General features: G+C 40.2%; 15 protein-coding genes and 1 pseudogene. 5 read left to right on the top strand and 11 right to left on the bottom strand.

The window, feature by feature from the left end; all coding sequences use genetic code 11:
* Window positions 1–2 precede the first annotated feature (2 nt).
* From HED61_RS05935 to HED61_RS05900, 8 genes are all read right to left on the bottom strand, one after another.
* A complete protein-coding gene (locus HED61_RS05935) occupies window positions 3–194 on the bottom strand; it encodes a hypothetical protein (RefSeq protein WP_003127570.1) in 192 nt (63 codons plus the stop codon).
* 74 nt (window positions 195–268) lie between these two features.
* On the bottom strand, window positions 269–802 hold the full coding sequence (locus HED61_RS05930; protein ID WP_003127569.1) for a hypothetical protein: 534 nt from the start codon (window positions 800–802) through the stop codon (window positions 269–271).
* Window positions 803–809: 7 nt separating this feature from the next.
* Window positions 810–1,658: a DUF2963 domain-containing protein gene (locus tag HED61_RS05925; RefSeq protein WP_219645593.1), complete on the bottom strand. Its 849-nt coding sequence runs from the start codon at window positions 1,656–1,658 to the stop codon at window positions 810–812.
* On the bottom strand, window positions 1,648–3,087 hold the full coding sequence (locus HED61_RS05920; protein WP_003127567.1) for a glycosyltransferase: 1,440 nt from the start codon (window positions 3,085–3,087) through the stop codon (window positions 1,648–1,650). Before HED61_RS05920 ends, HED61_RS05925 begins: the two co-directional genes overlap by 11 nt.
* A gap of 16 nt (window positions 3,088–3,103) precedes the next feature.
* Window positions 3,104–3,997: an accessory Sec system protein Asp3 gene (gene asp3, locus HED61_RS05915; RefSeq protein ID WP_138371633.1), complete on the bottom strand. Its 894-nt coding sequence runs from the start codon at window positions 3,995–3,997 to the stop codon at window positions 3,104–3,106.
* 15 nt (window positions 3,998–4,012) lie between these two features.
* The gene (asp2, locus tag HED61_RS05910) at window positions 4,013–5,605 is read right to left on the bottom strand and encodes an accessory Sec system protein Asp2 (RefSeq protein WP_219645594.1); all 1,593 of its coding nucleotides are present in this window, start codon (window positions 5,603–5,605) and stop codon (window positions 4,013–4,015) included.
* The gene (gene asp1 / locus HED61_RS05905; RefSeq protein WP_234981417.1) at window positions 5,592–7,193 is read right to left on the bottom strand and encodes an accessory Sec system protein Asp1; all 1,602 of its coding nucleotides are present in this window, start codon (window positions 7,191–7,193) and stop codon (window positions 5,592–5,594) included. Before asp1 ends, asp2 begins: the two co-directional genes overlap by 14 nt.
* A 21-nt stretch (window positions 7,194–7,214) precedes the next feature.
* Complete coding sequence (locus HED61_RS05900; protein WP_219645596.1) at window positions 7,215–8,432, bottom strand: accessory Sec system protein translocase subunit SecY2; 1,218 nt, start codon at window positions 8,430–8,432, stop codon at window positions 7,215–7,217.
* A 263-nt stretch (window positions 8,433–8,695) separates the two neighbouring features.
* On the opposite strand from HED61_RS05900, the gene HED61_RS05895 reads away from it, so the two are divergent.
* On the top strand, window positions 8,696–9,151 hold the full coding sequence (locus tag HED61_RS05895) for a hypothetical protein (protein ID WP_005471818.1): 456 nt from the start codon (window positions 8,696–8,698) through the stop codon (window positions 9,149–9,151).
* 41 nt (window positions 9,152–9,192) lie between these two features.
* A complete protein-coding gene (secA2, locus tag HED61_RS05890; protein WP_219645597.1) occupies window positions 9,193–11,562 on the top strand; it encodes an accessory Sec system translocase SecA2 in 2,370 nt (789 codons plus the stop codon).
* A 136-nt stretch (window positions 11,563–11,698) separates the two neighbouring features.
* Here the strand turns inward: secA2 and HED61_RS05885 are convergent, their stop codons facing one another.
* From HED61_RS05885 to HED61_RS05875, 3 genes and pseudogenes are all read right to left on the bottom strand, one after another.
* On the bottom strand, window positions 11,699–13,567 hold the full coding sequence (locus tag HED61_RS05885; protein WP_234981416.1) for an LPXTG cell wall anchor domain-containing protein: 1,869 nt from the start codon (window positions 13,565–13,567) through the stop codon (window positions 11,699–11,701).
* Between the two features lie 105 nt (window positions 13,568–13,672).
* A protein-coding gene (locus tag HED61_RS05880; protein ID WP_142429341.1) for an IS3 family transposase occupies window positions 13,673–14,814 on the bottom strand; the annotation gives its coding sequence in 2 pieces (ribosomal slippage) (window positions 13,673–14,586 and window positions 14,586–14,814; 1,143 coding nt in all).
* Window positions 14,815–14,839: 25 nt separating this feature from the next.
* Window positions 14,840–18,901: pseudogene (locus HED61_RS05875) on the bottom strand (hypothetical protein); the annotation flags it as partial.
* A gap of 61 nt (window positions 18,902–18,962) precedes the next feature.
* Between HED61_RS05875 and HED61_RS16980 the strand changes: the two are divergent.
* The 3 genes from HED61_RS16980 to HED61_RS16970 all read left to right on the top strand — a co-directional run bounded on the left by HED61_RS16980 (window position 18,963) and on the right by HED61_RS16970 (window position 20,099).
* Window positions 18,963–19,226 (top strand): transposase, encoded by a 264-nt coding sequence (locus HED61_RS16980; protein WP_081117400.1) that lies wholly within the window; start codon window positions 18,963–18,965, stop codon window positions 19,224–19,226.
* Between the two features lie 151 nt (window positions 19,227–19,377).
* Complete coding sequence (locus HED61_RS16975) at window positions 19,378–19,581, top strand: IS3 family transposase (RefSeq protein ID WP_333473819.1); 204 nt, start codon at window positions 19,378–19,380, stop codon at window positions 19,579–19,581.
* Complete coding sequence (locus HED61_RS16970; RefSeq protein WP_333473818.1) at window positions 19,575–20,099, top strand: IS3 family transposase; 525 nt, start codon at window positions 19,575–19,577, stop codon at window positions 20,097–20,099. Before HED61_RS16975 ends, HED61_RS16970 begins: the two co-directional genes overlap by 7 nt.
* Window positions 20,100–20,146 lie beyond the last annotated feature (47 nt).

The raw sequence follows: 20,146 nt of genomic DNA, 5'->3' as shown, positions 1-20,146 counted from the left end.
TTTTACTTCTGTAATGCTTCCAACAAAGAATAGACCAACGATCCAAGGATCACGATCGACATAACCAAGGAAAGCACGATGGTGACAGCTTTCCCTTTTTTTTTCTCTTCCGAGTGATCTCTTACGTTTTCTCGTTCTTCTTGAAATCCTGCTTGAATCGTTTTATCTAACTGATTATTTGCCAACGAAATCACCTCTCCCCAGTTTATTTCCAGCTAACAACTATGAAGAATACAGTGTTTAACTATTGGATTTGATCAGTTGCCAGCTATAGCGACTCACTCATTTCTGCAACGTTTTCTGTTGGTTCGTTTTCCTCTGCACCTGTATTAGCTTCTACTTCTGTTTCTTCTAATGAACGCAATTCATGAATCAGCTCTTGACTCAATTGACTCACTTCGCTATCCTGTCTTTCTACGGTTGAGGTCAACATATCAATGATCTGATCGGTTTCATTCAAGAAATACGTCCGAAGCATTTGCTTTTCAACCTCGTAAGCAGAAAAGAGTTTTTCATAAATCATTTGCAATCTGTTTTGCTCTTCCTGTTGCTGCTCAAAAGACGCATTGAATTGTTTTTTTAACGCTTGGATCTCATTTAGATCGATGTCATTTTCTGACTTATTGATCATTGCTTTCATCTCTTGATTGATCTGAATCAATTGATCAATCAATTCTTTTTGTTGATGCAGGATGCGCTTTGCTTCCTCCTGCTCATTCTCAAAAGAGAGCATGGATCCGCTGTTTTCTTTGATTAATGACATGATTTGCTCATACAATTCATTGACCTTCATTTTCTTCATTTCGTCTTCATCCTTTCAAGACAACTTTGTCCATGCAAACATTCTTATTTGCCAATAGTTGATAATTCTTCTGATCCACTTCCACCCTATGGATGTAAGGGATGTGATCATCTAAAATACTCATTAAATTTCCTTTGATATTCCCTTTTCCATCAAGAGGCGACTCTTCTAGATACAGGGTATTTCTTGAATTAGATGTTGCTAAAGCGAACAATTCTAATCCCATGTATGAAATTCCCACGGTATCATTTTCTGTTAACCGCAAAGCTAACTGTTCCCGAATGAAATCAAGTGTTGTATTAAATTTCTGGGTTACCTTCAATGTTGCAGTATCACGAATCGTGACCAAGTTGATTGCTCCCTGATAAAAGTAATAATTCAAGATGCTTTGCTGCTGATCATTGAAAAAAGCAATCTCTTGAACCTGATCGTTACAATAATAAATAGTTGAGAACAATTTCCCGTCAGCGGCATATTCTTCAATGAAGTCTATCGTGCCATCCGGATAGAAGTACCGTACCTCTTTGACATGTCTTCTAGTCATAGGGTATAAGCTCACTTTGCCTATTTCATCCCCGTCTGTAATCAACGAAATGGTACGATCTTCGTTCATATAGACTTCTGTACAATAAGCCGTTGGGACTTGGTTAAAAAATAAAAAGGTTTCTGGATCGTGGCTCCGTTGTGTGACTTGATCTAAAATATTTATTCCCTGCACCGCTTCTTTTTGAAGCATCGCTTGAAAATTTGGACTTGGTGAGATAGACAACACTTGGTTTCCTTCTTTGATTCGTAATTTTTGTGTCATCCATATCCGGTCATTGGGTCGGATTACAGTGACTAATTCATAATGCATCGATCAACTCACTCCATTTCTCTGCAATTATCGAGTCTTGAAACATCCGGACAGACTTGCGGGTGTTGGCTTTAAGTTGGTTTAAATCAGTAGCGACTAACTGACGAATTCCTTCTGTTAGTTGCTGGACATTGTAGGTATCATCATTTCTGGAAAAGTCTTTCAAATACCCGTTGACCCCTTCTTTGATCAACTCCATCGCCCCAAAACGTGCCTTGTATGTCACAATTGGTAATCCCGCATTCAATGCTTCGATATAGGTCAATCCAAATCCTTCTGAAAAAGAGCCAGAAATAAAGGCATCATAATTGGGATATACCTCATTGATCGCATGGGAGTGGCCTTTTAATTGAATATATTCTTCTGCATTTAGCTCTTTGATTATTGCATTCAACTTGCTTTCTTCTCCGCCTTGACCATAGATATCTAAAGAGAGCGTTGGATGTTCTTTTTTTGCTGCAGCAATTGCACGTATCACAAGATCAATGTGCTTTTCTGATGCCAAGCGAGAGACCGTCACAAACTTCTCCGCCTGTTGTTTGCCTTTTTCAAATGATTCTTCTGTCATATCGCGAATCCCCCCCACAGGGATCGTCACAATTTTTTCGGATTCGTTTGGAAAATCGATCAGTAGATCTTGTCTCTGCAATTCTGTCGCAACAACGATGTGAGTAACTTGCTCTAAATGCGTCAATGCATATTCATAATAATTGTTCCAAAGAGGCGCACGAGGTACATCACGATCAGATAAATGATCAGCATGTACTATTTCGATCAATTTGATTTCTGGAGGACAATGATCATATAAGGCGGCCTCACTTTCTTCTCCTCGATCAATGATGATAGTTTTGGTTTCTGGGAACTCTTCCATCAATTGTTTAAAGAAAAAGCGTTGCAGCAAGACTTCATTTCTAAAAAAGCGATGTTTGCCCTTAAAAGCAAACAAGTGAATATTCGTCATCACTCTTCCTCGATGAGGATCATTGCGATAGCTGTACATGATTTTTCTTTGATTCGTTCGATAGTCAAAAATCTCTACCCGATAATCTGAAACTAGCAATAACCCTTCTTTTTTTCGGCTAGGGGATTTTTCCATGTGCTCAACGATTTTCAATCCTGATGATGTGATGGTTTCTTTAATCCTATGCGTGTTCGTGGCGTCTACCAAGAGATCCTGTTTCGCGGTAAAATTCGCTTTAGCTCCTTGTCTTAAATAGTCACCTTCTAGGGCAAAATATTCCCACATGGAGATGACTTTATTGTCTGGTATCTTCCAAGCTGCCATCGCTTCATGAAGATTCTTTACTAATTCCATAAAAATATATTTATACGGAATATTTTTTCTATCAAAACAAGCAGCACGGTAGAACTGTGCATGTTCCACACCAGAATTGCCGATTCCCATTGCTTTATTTACAAAAAAATTCATGATGTCCCCCTTTTATTTAGGTTGATTTTTTTCTATTTTCTTTTAAATTTTCTAATACATTCAGTGCCCTTCGATTAAGTACGATTTTTTTCTGCAAACGATGCATAAGCTCAGTTGACTCAGTTTCTTTGTTTGGTTTTGCAAATAATAAAGCCAGTATAGAAAAATCATCGTGATAACAGGATTCCAGTAAAGAAAAATTTTGTCCCATTTTAAGGGTGATTTGATCAGGATTATCGATTCGCTGATAGATTTGTTCAAGCAAAACTTCCAAAAACGATGAAGCAGCCGTAACACCGGGTTCAATAAATAATCCCGCTTCACAATCAGGAAGTGAATATTCTTTGACATAACTATTCTGTTTTTCGAATACGACCGATAATGCAGCACTTTCCCCCACCAACGGAGTAACTGCAACAATGTTTGCTCCTGAGTTTGAGCCTGAGTTTGCTCCTATAGGAACCACCGCCAAAGCTTGGTTCTCCTTAGTGGATAAAACCAATTCCTTAAAAAGAATCTGTTGGTGCTTTTTGTTTACCATATGAATTTGGTAATCAGTGGCGTTTTGTGGAAAACGGAAGCTCTCCTGGGTTGTTTCGAAGACCAGTTTTTCAAGAAAAAAGCCGTCTTTATCAAAAAATTCCACCAGCAGCTGGACTGCTTCTTTACGATCGAATTCAGCATGAAGTGTTAACTCGTACTCGTGTCCAGGCAGCAACATCGGCAACATAGGTGATTTTCGACTACTGTGAAATTCTGTTTTCGAATACCAGGACTTAATACTGACGCCAGGAGGCATCAGAGGTGAAGAATAAGCGACGTCACCAGAGGATGTGTAGGCTATTTTTGCGCCATAATTGTAATTATCATTAAAGTCGATCCCCCACTTGATACGGTACATGCTATTCATCGACTCCCCCATTTCTTATAAAATTTTCTTGATATTCCGATGAAATGTATGCACAAGAATATTCTTGTATTGTTTCAAAAACCAATTGTTGATGGCGGGACTATTGTCGTTATGACGGCCTATCATGCCTTTATATAGAACACGAGTCATGGGAAAATTGTTTTTTAGAAATTCAAATAACATTGGAAATGCCTCCATGTCATAATCGTCCTGTTTCATGTAGGCGATAGCAAATGTCGTTTGCCTGTAGTCTCCACTTTTAAACTTTTCCCAGAAACGTCCATTCAATTGACTACTTGCTTCTTCTGAAACAAAGCCAATATTGTAAAGCAGCATATCCAATGAGGTTGGAAATCCTGTTGGCCGATTGATGCGTTCATTGAGTGCAATAGATCCAAGATTCGTCAACGGTTTCCCCACGATGACACTGTTTGGACTCAAATCACTCGCATAATAAAGAGCGCCAAAAGTGCCCATCGACAATCCAGATAAAATGAGATCCGATTTTTGAAATCCCAACAATGCTAGTTTTTCTAATATGATTGTTACGATTTCTTGTTCAAATTTCTGGCTGCCTAGATAGAAATTTCCTCCTTCTAGACGGGGGTCACCAATCAGCAAAAAAGGACATCCCATGCTCCCCATCATTCCACGTCCTTCGAATCCTTCAGCAGAGCGATATCCGGAAAAATAAACCGCTAATGGAGGTTTTAGGTCTCCTGGATTAAAGTAATAGATCACTTCTCCGCCCAGATGCTCATCATCCCGGATCCGGCCGCCCCCTGGAATCATGACACTTTCATCTGCCATTGCTCGTCGCAAGTGCATTTGTCCGATCGTAAATTGTCCTTGATTTCCTTTGGCATACAATGAGACGTTGATGTATGCCTGTTGATCCAATTTGAAGTAAATCGGATCCCCATTTAGGATGCGATCGTGGGCGATCTCAATCACTTGAATGACCTGATTTGTGTTTTCTTTGATGAAAAAAAGTTTGATCTTCAGTATCGCCTCTCCTTGGATATTTGCGATCTCGGGATAAAAACATGTCCGTTCCTCTTTAGGGATCAGGTTCGTCATTTTCCAAGTAGTGATTTGCTGATAATCTGGTGTCAATTGTGCCTTTACCTGACAAGCTGCATGTCCTTCTTTAGTGATTTGCAACGATACATCTTTATTAAATTTCATGTGATCCATCGATAACTTATATCCTTGCTGCTTCGCTGAAAATTGTTCATTGATGCTACTAAAAACATTTTCCAACTGTTGTTCATCAAACAGTTTTGCTGCTTTTAATGTGAAGAGCGCTTGAACTTCGGGAGACAGCTGACAGTTTTTTTCGTAAAAGATTTGATAGGCTGGCAGTTGTTCCAATAGCTCCTTGTCTTCAAAAATCAACGCATCTTTCTCTAGTAGAAAAAGGGCTCGATGGTACTTGCTGTTATATTTGTCTTTCTCGAACAGCTGCAGTTCCTGCTCATCTTTTCTGAAATCATAGGCTAACGGAAGCCATTGATAAACAAACAAAGAAGAAAGCTGTTTTTGCCACTTTGAAGAAACAGCTGCAGCCGCAATATGGAATATCTTTATTTGTTTAGACGACGCCATAGAGCAGATCCCTCCATTGTTTGATGACATTTTCTTCGCTAAATCGTTCAATATAACTGATATTTTCTACTAGTGCTTGGTTCCAATTGTTTAAATCATCCATATAAAAAGCGATTGCTGGATCTAGGTCTCTGATTTGACCAATGATTTGCCCATTCTTTTGGTCATCAACATAATCGGTTTTCTTCCGAACGAGCTGAGGAATTCCTGCGCTTACTGCCAATGCTTGTTTCTGCACATCAACTTCAGCAGACAAATCAATATACAAACGTGTCTCATTAAAATCCTGTCGAATCGTCGTGAGGTGAGAATCCAATCGAAAGTGAATCCTGAAGTTGACATCAACTGCTTCTGCCAGATTTCTCCAGTTTTCGCTTTCTCGAATCTCTTCAATCGCCTCTTCATCTGTTTTAAATAACTTCTTGGCTTTTTTTGCTTCAAAATACTTCAGTACCTTCTGATACTCCTCAGATTCACTATCGACACCAAAGTGAGTATCAACCATTTCTTTTTGTGCTTCACGTAAAACGACTTCGCTTTGGAATGTCGTCGTTTCGATAATTAAGTCATAACGATCATTTTGAATGACTTTTTGCAGCAATAAGTGATGGATTCTCAGAACGTCTTCGTTAAGCTCACCGGCGTTCCAATAAAGAACCAGCTGCGGAATGGAGTTGCTATTGCCTAGATGGAAAGAAGTTGTGTAAATAGGTATGCGCTGTATACGAGATGGGTCATTGACACCGGAATGTCTCATTAAAGATAAGAGCGCTGTTTGATTACTAGTGGAATCAGTAATAATTTTATTTTCGGCTGCCCACAATTCTGCTTTTTCCTCTGGTGCACACTTTGAAAGTTGGTGAGCATCAGAAACGATCTGAATCACTCGCTTTCGTTGCTCATTCGTTTTGACCAATCGCAGATTCCGCTCATTTGTCAAACAGATCAGTTGATCTTCGGATTCACTATTCCATTGAAATTGATTCATCATTTCTAAGAGAAGATCCTCCATACTTCGATACTGACTTTTCTTTAGTCCAATTCTTTGAGAATCAATCAGCTCAACATGCGGATTTTCTCCAAAGTATTCCACACATTTTTCCATTCCCGATTCGTTATAGTAAATCCTCTTTACTTGTTCCCCATTGTCTGTCTGCAATGATTTTGCAGAAATAAATCCTCGATCATCGAAGAAGAGAATTTGTCGGTAAGGGTCCGTCATTAAATACATTTGTTCCGCAAAGCCAAAAGCATTGAAACGAATTTCACCAAATGGTTGATCTTCCTTGATCAACGTGATACCAAAAGGCGTATAGACTTTCTCCACATTGTGAGAAAGAGGCAAGTCATCTACATCTAAAGGAAACCCATTGATCTTGTGAATATCTTGCAAGCGATCGTAAAGCGAAGTCATCTGAGCTGCTTCTAACCCATACGCATGCATTTTATAGCGCAAAAACGGGATATGTTCCAATAACAATAAGTGGTACGGTTCTCGATTGTTCTTGAAAAGCTGAATGACATTCATCATGTAGTCACTTTCTAAATTGCCGCTGCTGGTCGTCCAATCGGGAATAAAATAATTCAAAGAATTGCCTCCTAACATCCTCTAAAAAATCCGGTAAGTGCGTCTGGAAAAGAGGAAGCGTATTTCATTTGTGATAGTTTCTAAAATAATGATCAACATAAAAATACTTCCAAAATAAAAAGCTAAGTTGGAAATGATCTGATTTTGCAACCCAATCAATAACGGAATCATTGAAATGATCACAAGATAACTGTTGCCAAGCAATGCAACCGTAGATAATCGCTTCAATATATATATCTCCGTCTGTTTACCAGGTGCAATATTTAAAATATAGTCTCCTGTCTCTTTAAGATTTTTGGCTATATCGTAAGGTCGAACGTTAATAAAACTAAATCCATAACCTAAAACATAGAGAATCAGACCATAAGTGAAAACACCTCGCACATTATTAAATGAAAAGTAAGTCGTAATAAAATTCGAAAAGCCTGTGTCTCCCCACTTTTCATTCAAGAGTAAAAGCTGCGGCATTGAAAAGACGGTTACCGCAAACATAAACGGCATCGCTCCTGCAGGCAAAAGACGAATGGGAATATACGAATTGTTGAAGCGACTATCAATACCTGTCCGTTCAATATTGATGCGGTATTCTGCACTGTAAAGGAAAAGCGTTAGATAAATAAAGATTAAAGTCACTATAACCAAACCAATCATAAAATTTTGACTCAAGTGGACGGATTCTGTTTGTCCCGAAATTAACATAGCTGGGATGTTCATCAATAGACCTGGAACGATAAACAAGCTTTGACCACCGATTCCTTTGTCGATATTGATATCGGCTAGCCACGCAACGAACAATCCTCCAGCAGTCAAAATAAGGACTGCTCCTAAAAACAACAAGACAACGGATCCCCCAACAGCTTTTTGATCGATCATTGATGAACGAAATTTTAACACTAATGCGCAACTTTGAAGGACAGCAAATAAAAGAGTCAAACAACGTTGAATATAGCCGATTCTTTTTGTGGAAAGATTTCCGATACTTTCTGTATCAATCATGCTGATCGTTGTCCAGATGATCAGAGCAGTCATATACGGTCCCATTCCTAAAGAAAAAAGCGTTGGAACAGTGAAATTTCCACCGGTTGATGTTGCTAAGAATTTCAGAATCAAGCTAGTTGATTCCTCTGGTATCTTTTCTGAAATAAAAAAAGGAATCGGAATATGCTTTCCTATCTCAACGAGGAACAACAGGAAGAAACTCGCGATGATCCTACGAATGAGTTCTTTTTGATTCTTCATTTTCATCTCCAATTTTTCTTACTTTTTTTTCATCTGTAAGGATTAACAAAATAATAGCAAGTTTAAATCCCCCTTTTTTATTTGTTTTTTTGTTGAAACGAAAAAAAAAATGAAAAGGTGGTGTTAGTCATTGTGGTATCATCGTTTTAAATTCAAATAAGAAAACAACGCTTCATTTTTAGATGATCATCTGAGAATGACGAGGATTGGAAAAAAAAGGGGAGAAAATTCCGTAGAAACATCCCCAAAAAGAAGGATTTCATATGAAGAAACTAATTGAACTCATCATACCTCTTGTTTTGCTGTTAGGAGGTATCTTTTTTTTGAAAGATACTTTGACGAATAATGAAACACAGACTGCAGAATCAAGGACTCCTGACAATGAACCTAGTCCTAGATTAGACTTGAAAGCTGTCGTTTTACGGACTGAAGATACTTTGGAGGTAGCTGATCAAGAGTCCATCTATCATGGGGAATTTCCCTACTATAATATGGACACCACCAAAACCTATACGTTTTCCCTTCACTTCGTAACAAGTTCTGGTGAAGCGTTGCTTGATCAAAACAAGGAACCACTTATTGCGTCCAAAAAAATGAAACTAGCTGCTCCGAAGGGAAAAATCGTCTTTTTTTTAGAAGCCAATGATTTGATGCGGGATTATCTTTTTGAACTAGAGGACGTAATGATTCGTGCTAAATTAGCCAGTAACACAAATTAATCTGCTAACACTATCAATTTTTTGGGGAAGGATCAGCAAAAATGAAAGATAAAAAATTTCGCAAATATATGCGGTTAGCGAGAAAGGTTCAAAATCTCGCAGACAAGTATCGGCAATTGTCGGATCAAGAATTACAAATGCAAACTATTCTTTTTCGTCAACAACTCGAACTAGGAAAAAAGTTAGAGAGTATACTCCCACAAGCCTATGCTGTAGTTGTCGAAGCAGACCGTCGTGTCTTAGGAATGGAACCTTATTTTGTCCAAATTCTTGGCGCGATTGCTCTTTTTTATGGCAATGTTGCTGAGATGAAAACCGGTGAAGGAAAAACATTGACAGCCACCATGCCGATGTACTTACACGGTCTGGGAGGCAAAGGAAATTTTTTGATTACTTCCAATACTTATTTAGCATTGCGGGATATTGAGGAAACCGGGAAAGTCTATCGTTTTCTAGGACTAACCGTGGCTGCTGGAGTCCCCGAACATGAAGATGAAGGAGAAGAAGTCGACAAAGAGGTCGTCTATGCAGCAGACATTGTCTATACTACCCATAGCGCATTGGGATTTGACTACTTGTTTGACAACTTGGCCGTTTCTCCAGATGAACAATACGTTACCCACTTCAATTATGTACTGATTGATGAAATCGATGCAATATTACTCGATATGGCTCAAACACCATTGATCATTTCAGGAGCTCCCAAAGTCCAGTCCAACTTTTTTACGCTATCTGATTGGTTTGTAAAGAGCCTGATTGAAGGGAAAGACTACCTAAGGAGCGAAAATAAGCGCCACGCCTGGTTTACAGAAACAGGTATTCAAAAAGCAGAAGACTATTTAGGTATCGAAAACATTCTTTCAGAAAAATGGAAAAATCTTTACCGCCATTTAGTCATTGCCTTGCGGGCCAATTATCTCTTGCACTTAAACAAAGACTATGTTGTGGAAGACAATGAAATTCTTTTACTTGACGAAGCAAATGGGCGCAAGTTGATCGGAACAAAACTACAAGCTGGGCTTCATCAAGCAATCGAAGCCAAAGAAGGTGTAGAGATCACCACGGAAAGCCGATCCATGGGCTCCATTACCTATCAGAATCTCTTCCGAAAATTCAAGATTTTATCCGGAATGACCGGGACAGCCAAAACAGACGCTGACGAATTTCGTGAAACTTATAATATTGACGTAATCGAAATTCCAACGAATAAACCCATTCGCCGAAAAGATCATCAGGACCTCGTATATGTTACCAATCAGTCAAAGATCATGGCTTCTTTAGAAGCAGTAAAAAATGCTTTGATCCAAGAACGTCCCGTTCTGATTGAAACAGGATCGGTCTCAATGTCGACTTTATACTCTCTGATTCTCTTAAAGCATCGAATTCCTCATAACCTTTTAAATGCTACAACAGCGACCAAAGAATCCTGGATCATCTCAGAAGCGGGCAAAAAAGGGGCCGTAACAGTAGCCACTTCAATGGCTGGACGCGGTACAGACATTAAACTTGAACAAGACGCGCGGGAAAACGGCGGTCTGTTAGTAGTTGGAACCGAACGAATGACCAGTGACCGAATCGATAATCAGCTGCGGGGGCGCTCCGGACGTCAAGGAGACCCTGGTGATAGCATTTTTTATGTATCCATGGAGGATAAAATCGTTGTTGAAAGTGCACCTAAATGGGCAGCTCAGGAACGAGAACTATTAACTGAACAAGAAAAATCAGCCAATGGTTTCAATCCATTAAAAAAGAAAAAATACAATAAATTGATCAATCAGTCTCAAAGCAATCGCAAAAATCAAGAAATTACTGGACGTCAAACAACGCTAGAATTTGACTCAATCATCACCATTCAAAGAGACAAAATGTACAGCATGAGGAACAGTATCATGACAGGCACGCCAGTTGAGTTAGAAAAAATCTTCAACAAATGCATGGAAGAAGCAATCAATCAATTCATCACTAAGAAAGAGAATCTAAATAAACAAGCGATCCTTGATTTCATCTTTAATAATTTGGACTATAATTTTGATATTTTTGAAATCGAGAAACTGGATAAATTTAATAAACGAACCGTCAAAAAATTCTTATTAGCTCTGATTTCAGATCGTTTGACTCACATTCAGCAATTCATGCCAGACAGTTTCCAGCAGCTGTTCTTCAAGCGAATTGTTCTTTTAAAAGCGTTGGATACTCTTTGGATCGAACAATCAGACAACTTGCAGCAATTGAAAACAGTCATCAATGGAAGAAACTGGGGACAACACCGTCCCATCTATGAGTTTCAAGTAGAGGCACACCGTTCTTTCACTCAAATGCGTGAAGCAATTTATCTAGAAGCAATCAGAAATTTATTATTATCCGAGTTGGTAAAAACAGAAGATGGTTCATTCGATGTTGAATTTCCATAATCGGCTATAGCGAATAAAAAAGCGTCACAGTTAGGCAAATCTAACTGTGACGCTTTTTTATTGAGTAGTAACACTTCTATCATTTTAGAAGAGCTAGGAAATTTATCCCAGCCCTTCATAAACTGAAAGGAACTGATTAATCCGTTTCACGCTTTGCTGCATCTTTTTTCTTTTTCATTAAAGCAATCGCAGCTAACAGCGCGGCAATTCCAGCAAGAGACATTTGACTACCGCTTGCATCAGATTCACCAGTCTTAGGAAGAGTGGCTCCAGTCGCATGTCCCCTCACTCCTATGTTGCCTTGTGACGTTCCTGTATTTCCATTCGTTGCATTATTCTGCTCGGAATTTGTAGGAGTTGAAGTAGATCCGCTGATTGATGCACTTTCTGAAAGTGAATGATCTTGACTAGTTGATTGTGATTGTAGTTCTGAAAGACTTTCAGACAAACTATTACTATGATAGTCACTGACGATTTCAGAGTTGACATCAATTGTACTTGTACTTAACGAAGCAGATTCACTAACGCTTATACTTTCGCTGATTGATTCGCTTGCGCTCATAGAGACGGAGTCCCGATCAGAAGCACTAAAGCTTTCACTCAGACTAGCAGAGTTGCTAGCACTTGTACTATCGCTTGTAGAGCCAGATTCACTTGTCTCAGCACTGCTTGACATTGAGTCACGTTCACTATCACTGATGCTTGTGCTTTCGCTAGCTGATTCACTCACACTTAGACTTTCACTTGTTGAGTTCGAATCACTTACACTTGCACTATTCGACATTGAATCACGTTCACTATCACTGATACTTGTGCTCTCGCTAGCTGATTCACTCACATCCAGGCTTTCACTTGTTGAGTTCGAATCACTCACACTTGCACTATTCGACATTGAATCACGTTCACTGTCACTAATGCTTGTGCTTTCACTGACGGATTCACTCGTACTTGTACTTTCACTCGTTGAATTCGAATCACTTACACTCGCACTATTCGACATTGAATCACGCTCACTATCACTAATGCTTGTGCTTTCGCTAACGGATTCACTCGTACTTGTACTTTCACTCATTGAATTCGAATCACTTACACTTGCACTATTCGACATTGAGTCACGTTCACTGTCACTCGTACTTGTACTTTCACTGGCTGGTTCACTCATACTTGCACTTTCGCTTTGACTAATCGATGTGCTTTCACTTGCAGAAATTGACTCACTTGTACTGAAACTGCGGCTTTCTTCCGTAGAAATACTTGCGCTTTCAGACTCAGAATCACGAGTGCTGGAGCTGTCGCTTATACTCTCAGAAGCAGAGACTTGGTCGCTAGTGCTCATTGATTGACTCAAACTTGTACTGTCACTTGCACTAACCGATTCAGAATCTCGGAAACTTTCACTCGTACTAATACTTTCACTAATCGAAGTTGATTCGCTAGGTGAAACCACCGTACTATTCCGCTCGCTTTCGCTAGTACTGATGCTGACGCTAACTGATTCACTTATACTCGAACTTTGTGAATCACTTGTTGAAGCACTCACACTTTGAGACTCAATCACTTCTTGTTTTTCGCTAAGCGACGTACTGATTGATGCCGATTCGCTTAGACTCGTACTAATTGATTGTGAGGTGCTAGTGCTTTCACTAGCACTTGCTGAGACAGAATCATTGGTACTTGTACTGTCACTTGTTGAAAGGCTAGAACTATTCGATCTTGAATATAGATCACTTAAGCTGTCACTTGCACTAGCGCTATTGCTGATCGATGTGCTTGCACTATCACTCGTGCTGAAACTACGTGATTCGCTTGCACTTTCAGATCTAGATACTAAATCACTTTGGCTCGTGCTTAAACTTAAGCTGTTACTAATCGATGTGCTGCCGCTATAGCTCAGGCTGTCACTTCGCGATTCACTCGCACTCTCTGATCTAGATTGGATTTGAGTCAATACCTCGGACACGATTTGTGAGAATTTTTTCGAGATTCCAGCGGGTGAGTATCTCATCGTTTCGACCAGCGGTCAAACCAAAACCGTTTGACCGCTGATCGAAGCGATGAAGTTGAAGCCCTGTGGAAATCTCGCAAAAAAAATGTAGGTGGTAGCTAGGAACTAAGCTTGCAATGCCAACTCCTCCATCTGATTTGGTGTTAAATAGTTGATACTACTATGGATTCGCTTGCGATTGTAAAATCCTTCAATGTATTGAAATAACGCTAAATGAGCAGCTTCAAAGTTTTCATACGCTTTTGATGGATAGACTTCTTCTTTTTTGAGTGAGGCGTGAAACGATTCGATGCCGGCATTATCGTAGGGACAGCCCTTACGACTGAAGGAGTGCCGAATGTTCAATTCATTCAGCTTTGCCTCATAGGCTTCGCTAGTGTACTGAGAACCCAAATCTGAGTGGATGATTAAGTTCTCGGAGGGTGTTTGGTGTAAGAGCGCATGGTCAAGGGTTTCGATAACCAATTCTTTCGTCATCTGCTTGCCAAACTTCCAACCGATGACTTTCTTTGTGTGGAGGTCTTGGATAGTGGAGAGGTAGGTCCAGCCATCTTTTAGGGTATGAATATAGGTAATATCTGTCACCCATTTTTGATTGATCGACGTAGTGGTAAAATCTTGGTTTAACAAGTTTTTACGTCCTTCACTTTTAACTTTCACTTGTTTGCCAGGCTTGTACTTCTTGAGGGTGACTGAACGCAAGCCTAATTTTCTCATCAGTATTTGTACTTTCTTTAGGGACAAGCTCTCGCCACGGCCAACAAGAATCTTATGAATTTTGGGCGCACCATAGATCCCCTTGTTTTCAAAGTAGATTCCTGAAATCAAGCGGTTTAAGCGTTTGTTTTCTGATTGGCGCTTGGAAGGCTTCTTTTTCTTCCAGTCATAGTAGCTGGATTTCGGTGCTTCCAAAACGGTACACATTTGTTTTACGTCATGATCATGAACATTTGATTGAATAAATTCGAAGACATCACTCATTTTTACTTTTGAGCGAATATGGTTAAAGCCTTTTTTAGGATGGTGTTTTCCTCCTGCATGCGGGCCATTTCCTTTTTCATTGCTAGGATTTCTGCCTCAGTCATGCCGGTTGCTTCATTCTTTGTATGAAGCTTCTTCCAACGATAAATCGTTTGTGTAGCGATACCATATTGCTCTGCCAGTTCCTCGACCGATTGGCCAGACTGGTTTAAATCTAAGATCGTCTTCTTAAAGTCTTCATCAAATTTTTTATTGGCTTTTGCCATCGTGGACACGTCCTTTTCTTAGTAGTTAGATTCTACCAAATCGTGTCCATGAAATCATCCTAACATCAGATAGTAAATCACTTAAGCTAGTACTTGCACTCAAGCTATCACTGATTGAAGTGCTCATGCTGTTGCTTACACTATCACTCCGTGACTCACTAGCACTTGTTGATTGAGAGTTCATTTCACTTAAACTTAAGCTAGTACTGCTGCTTCCGCTAAAGGAAGTACTTGTGCTTTGACTTAAGCTATTGCTCCGCGACTCACTGGCACTGGCTGAACGAGATAGTAATTCGCTCAAGCTAGTACTGCTGCTTTCACTCGTACTAATTGACGTGCTGCTGCTATAGCTGACGCTATCACTCCGTGACTCGCTGGCACTTACTGATTGAGATAGTTGTTCACTTAGACTTGTACTAGAGCTCAAACTCGTACTAGCTGAAGTACTATTACTGAAACTATTACTTAGACTATTACTTAAGCTAATCCCTTCGGAAAGCGAGTCGCTTGTCAATTGGCTCAAGCTAGTACTCAAGCTGGTACTGTTGCTCATGCTAGTTGACGATGAATCACTCAATGAAATACTAGTACTTGTGCTGAGACTCAGACTTGCAGAAGTACTACTGCTGTAGCTTTGACTTTCACTTGCAAATGATCTACTTTCTGAAAGACTATCGCTATTGCTCAAGCTTGCACTGATTGACAACGAGTCACTTATTGATGTGCTGATACTCAAACTTTCGCTCATACTTACAGAAGCACTATTACTAATACTTGTACTATCACTAGTGCTTGCACTAATGCTTGCTGAGGTACTACTGCTGTAGCTAGAACTGTCACTAGTACTTTGACTAATACTTGCCGAAGTACTGCTGCTATAGCTTTCACTCATACTAGAACGTGAATCACTGATTGACGTACTCATACTATTCGATTCACTGTTGCTGATACTTGAACTAATTGAAGCAGAATCACTGACTGAAGTGCTGACACTTGTGCTCAGGCTCAAGCTGGCTGAAGTACTACTGCTATAACTTTGACTTTCACTAGCCCGCGAATCGCTAACTGACGTACTTGTACTTGTTGATTCACTAATACTTGCACTAGTACTACCGCTGTAGCTTGCAGAGTCGCTCGCACTTTGTGAAACCAAACCACTAGTACTCAATGAGGATGAATCACTGATTGATGTGCTCACACTTGCTGATTCGCTGTTACTGATACTTGTACTTAGTGACGATGAGTCACTTAATGACGTGCTTACACTCGTGGAATCACTGTTACTGATACTTGTACTTACAGATAATGAATCACTGATCGACGTACTTGTACTTGTCGAGTCACTGTTACTTACGCTCGTGCTGCCGCTGTAGCTTGCAGAATCGCTCGCACTTTGTGATACAGAAATACTTGTACTCAATGAGGATGAATCACTGATTGATGTGCTTACACTTGATGATTCGCTGTTACTGATACTTGTGCTTACAGATAAAGAATCACTTAGCGATGTGCTTGTACTTATCGAGTCACTGTTACTTACACTTGTGCTGCCGCTATAGCTTGTAGAATCACTCGCACTTAACGATGCGGAAATACTTGTGCTCAATGACATGGAGTCACTGATTGATGTGCTCACACTTGCTGATTCGCTGTTACTGATACTTGTACTTAGTGACGATGAGTCACTTAATGACGTGCTTACACTCGTGGAATCACTATTACTGATACTTGTGCTTACAGATAATGAATCACTGATCGACGTACTTGCACTTGTCGAATCACTATTACTTACGCTCGTGCTGCCGCTGTAGCTTACAGAATCGCTCGCGCTTTGTGATGTCGAAATACTTGTTCTCAATGAGGATGAATCGCTGACTGACGTACTTTCGCTTGTTGAATCGCTACTGCTTACGCTTGTGCTGCCGCTGTAACTTGCAGAATCACTCGCACTTTGTGATACGGAAATACTTGTACTCAATGACATAGAGTCACTGATTGACGTGCTCACACTTGCTGATTCACTGTTACTAATACTTGTACTTACAGATAATGAATCACTGATCGACGTACTTGTACTTGTTGATTCACTGTTGCTTACGCTTGTACTTAGCGACGAAGAATCACTTAGTGACGTGCTTTCGCTTGTTGAATCGCTATTACTTACACTTGTGCTACCGCTGTAGCTTGCAGAATCACTCGCACTTAGTGATGCGGAAATACTTGTGCTTACTGACAATGAATCACTGACTGACGTACTTGCGCTTGTCGACTCACTGTTACTTACGCTCGTACTACCGCTGTAACTTGCAGAATCACTCGCGCTTAATGATGCCGAAATACTTGTACTCAATGAGGATGAATCACTGATTGACGTACTTACGCTTGTTGAATCACTATTACTTACGCTCGTGCTTAGTGATGATGAATCACTCATTGACGTACTTGTACTTGTCGAATCACTGTTACTTACGCTCGTACTACCACTGAAACTTGCAGAATCGCTCGCACTTAGTGATGCAGAAATACTTGTGCTCAATGAGGATGAATCACTGATTGACGTACTTACGCTTGTTGAATCGCTATTACTTACGCTCGTGCTACCGCTATAGCTTGCAGAATCACTCGCACTTAACGATGCGGAAATACTTGTGCTTAGAGACAACGAATCGCTGATTGATGTACTTGTACTTGTCGAGTCACTGTTACTTACGCTTGTGCTGCCACTGTAACTTGCAGAATCACTCGCACTCAGTGATGTTGAAATACTTGTACTCAATGACATAGAGTCACTGATTGACGTGCTTACACTTGCGGATTCACTATTACTAATACTTGTACTTACAGATAATGAATCACTGATCGACGTACTTGTACTTGTTGATTCACTGTTGCTTACGCTTGTACTTAGCGACGAAGAATCACTTAGTGACGTGCTTTCGCTTGTTGAATCACTATTACTGATACTTGTGCTTACTGATAATGAATCACTGATCGAAGTGCTTGTACTTGTTGACTCACTGTTACTTACACTTGTGCTCAATGATGATGAATCACTGATCGACGTACTCGTACTTGTCGATTCGCTATTACTTACACTTGTGCTACCACTGAAGCTTGCGGAATCGCTCGCACTTAGTGATGCAGAAATGCTTGTGCTCAGAGACAACGAATCGCTGATTGATGTACTTGTACTTGTCGAATCACTGTTACTTACGCTCGTACTACCGCTGTAACTTGCAGAATCACTCGCGCTTAGTGATGCCGAAATACTTGTACTCAATGAGGATGAATCACTGATTGACGTACTCAAGCTTGTTGACTCACTGATACTTGCAGATGTTGATTCACTTGCTGACGTACTTGTACTTGTCGAATCACTGTTACTTACGCTCGTACTACCGCTGTAACTTGCAGAATCGCTCGCACTTAGTGATGCAGAAATACTTGTGCTCAATGAGGATGAATCACTGATTGACGTGCTCAAGCTTGTTGACTCACTGATACTTGCAGATGTTGATTCACTTGCTGACGTACTTGTACTTGTCGAATCACTGTTGCTTACGCTCGTACTACCGCTGTAACTTGCAGAGTCGCTCGCGCTTAATGATGCAGAAATACTTGTGCTCAATGATGATGAATCACTGATTGATGTGCTCAAGCTTGCTGACTCGCTGATACTTACGCTAGTGCTTAGTGATGATGAGTCACTGATTGATGTGCTTACGCTTGCGGATTCACTATTACTGATACTTGTGCTTACAGATAATGAATTACTGATCGACGTACTTGCGCTTGTTGAATCGCTATTACTTACGCTCGTGCTACCGCTGTAGCTTGCAGAATCACTCGCACTTAGTGATGCGGAAATACTTGTGCTTACTGACAATGAATCACTGACTGACGTACTTGCGCTTGTCGACTCACTGTTACTTACGCTCGTACTACCGCTGTAACTTGCAGAATCACTCGCGCTTAATGATGCCGAAATACTTGTACTCAATGAGGATGATTCACTGATCGACGTACTTGCACTTGCGGATTCACTGTTACTGATACTTGTGCTTACAGATAACGAATCACTGATGTTAGGATGATTTCATGGACACGATTTGGTAGAATCTAACTACTAAGAAAAGGACGTGTCCACGATGGCAAAAGCCAATAAAAAATTTGATGAAGACTTTAAGAAGACGATCTTAGATTTAAACCAGTCTGGCCAATCGGTCGAGGAACTGGCAGAGCAATATGGTATCGCTACACAAACGATTTATCGTTGGAAGAAGCTTCATACAAAGAATGAAGCAACCGGCATGACTGAGGCAGAAATCCTAGCAATGAAAAAGGAAATGGCCCGCATGCAGGAGGAAAACACCATCCTAAAAAAGGCTTTAACCATATTCGCTCAAAAGTAAAAATGAGTGATGTCTTCGAATTTATTCAATCAAATGTTCATGATCATGACGTAAAACAAATGTGTACCGTTTTGGAAGCACCGAAATCCAGCTACTATGACTGGAAGAAAAAGCCTTCAAGCGCCAATCAGAAAACAAACGCTTAAACCGCTTGATTTCAGGAATCTACTTTGAAAACAAGGGGATCTATGGTGCGCCCAAAATTCATAAGATTCTTGTTGGCCGTGGCGAGAGCTTGTCCCTAAAGAAAGTACAAATACTGATGAGAAAATTAGGCTTGCGTTCAGTCACCCTCAAGAAGTACAAGCCTGGCAAACAAGTGAAAGTTAAAAGTGAAGGACGTAAAACTTGTTAAACCAAGATTTTACCACTACGTCGATCAATCAAAAATGGGTGACAGATATTACCTATATTCATACCCTAAAAGATGGCTGGACCTACCTCTCCACTATCCAAGACCTCCACACAAAGAAAGTCATCGGTTGGAAGTTTGGCAAGCAGATGACGAAAGAATTGGTTATCGAAACCCTTGACCATGCGCTCTTACACCAAACACCCTCCGAGAACTTAATCATCCACTCAGATTTGGGTTCTCAGTACACTAGCGAAGCCTATGAGGCAAAGCTGAATGAATTGAACATTCGGCACTCCTTCAGTCGTAAGGGCTGTCCCTACGATAATGCCGGCATCGAATCGTTTCACGCCTCACTCAAAAAAGAAGAAGTCTATCCATCAAAAGCGTATGAAAACTTTGAAGCTGCTCATTTAGCGTTATTTCAATACATTGAAGGATTTTACAATCGCAAGCGAATCCATAGTAGTATCAACTATTTAACACCAAATCAGATGGAGGAGTTGGCATTGCAAGCTTAGTTCCTAGCTACCACCTACATTTTTTTTGCGAGATTTCCACAGGGCTT

Source organism: Enterococcus gallinarum (assembly GCF_021496385.1).
Classification (GTDB): Bacteria; Bacillota; Bacilli; order Lactobacillales; family Enterococcaceae; genus Enterococcus_D; species Enterococcus_D gallinarum.
This window is presented reverse-complemented; position numbering and strand designations above follow the sequence as displayed.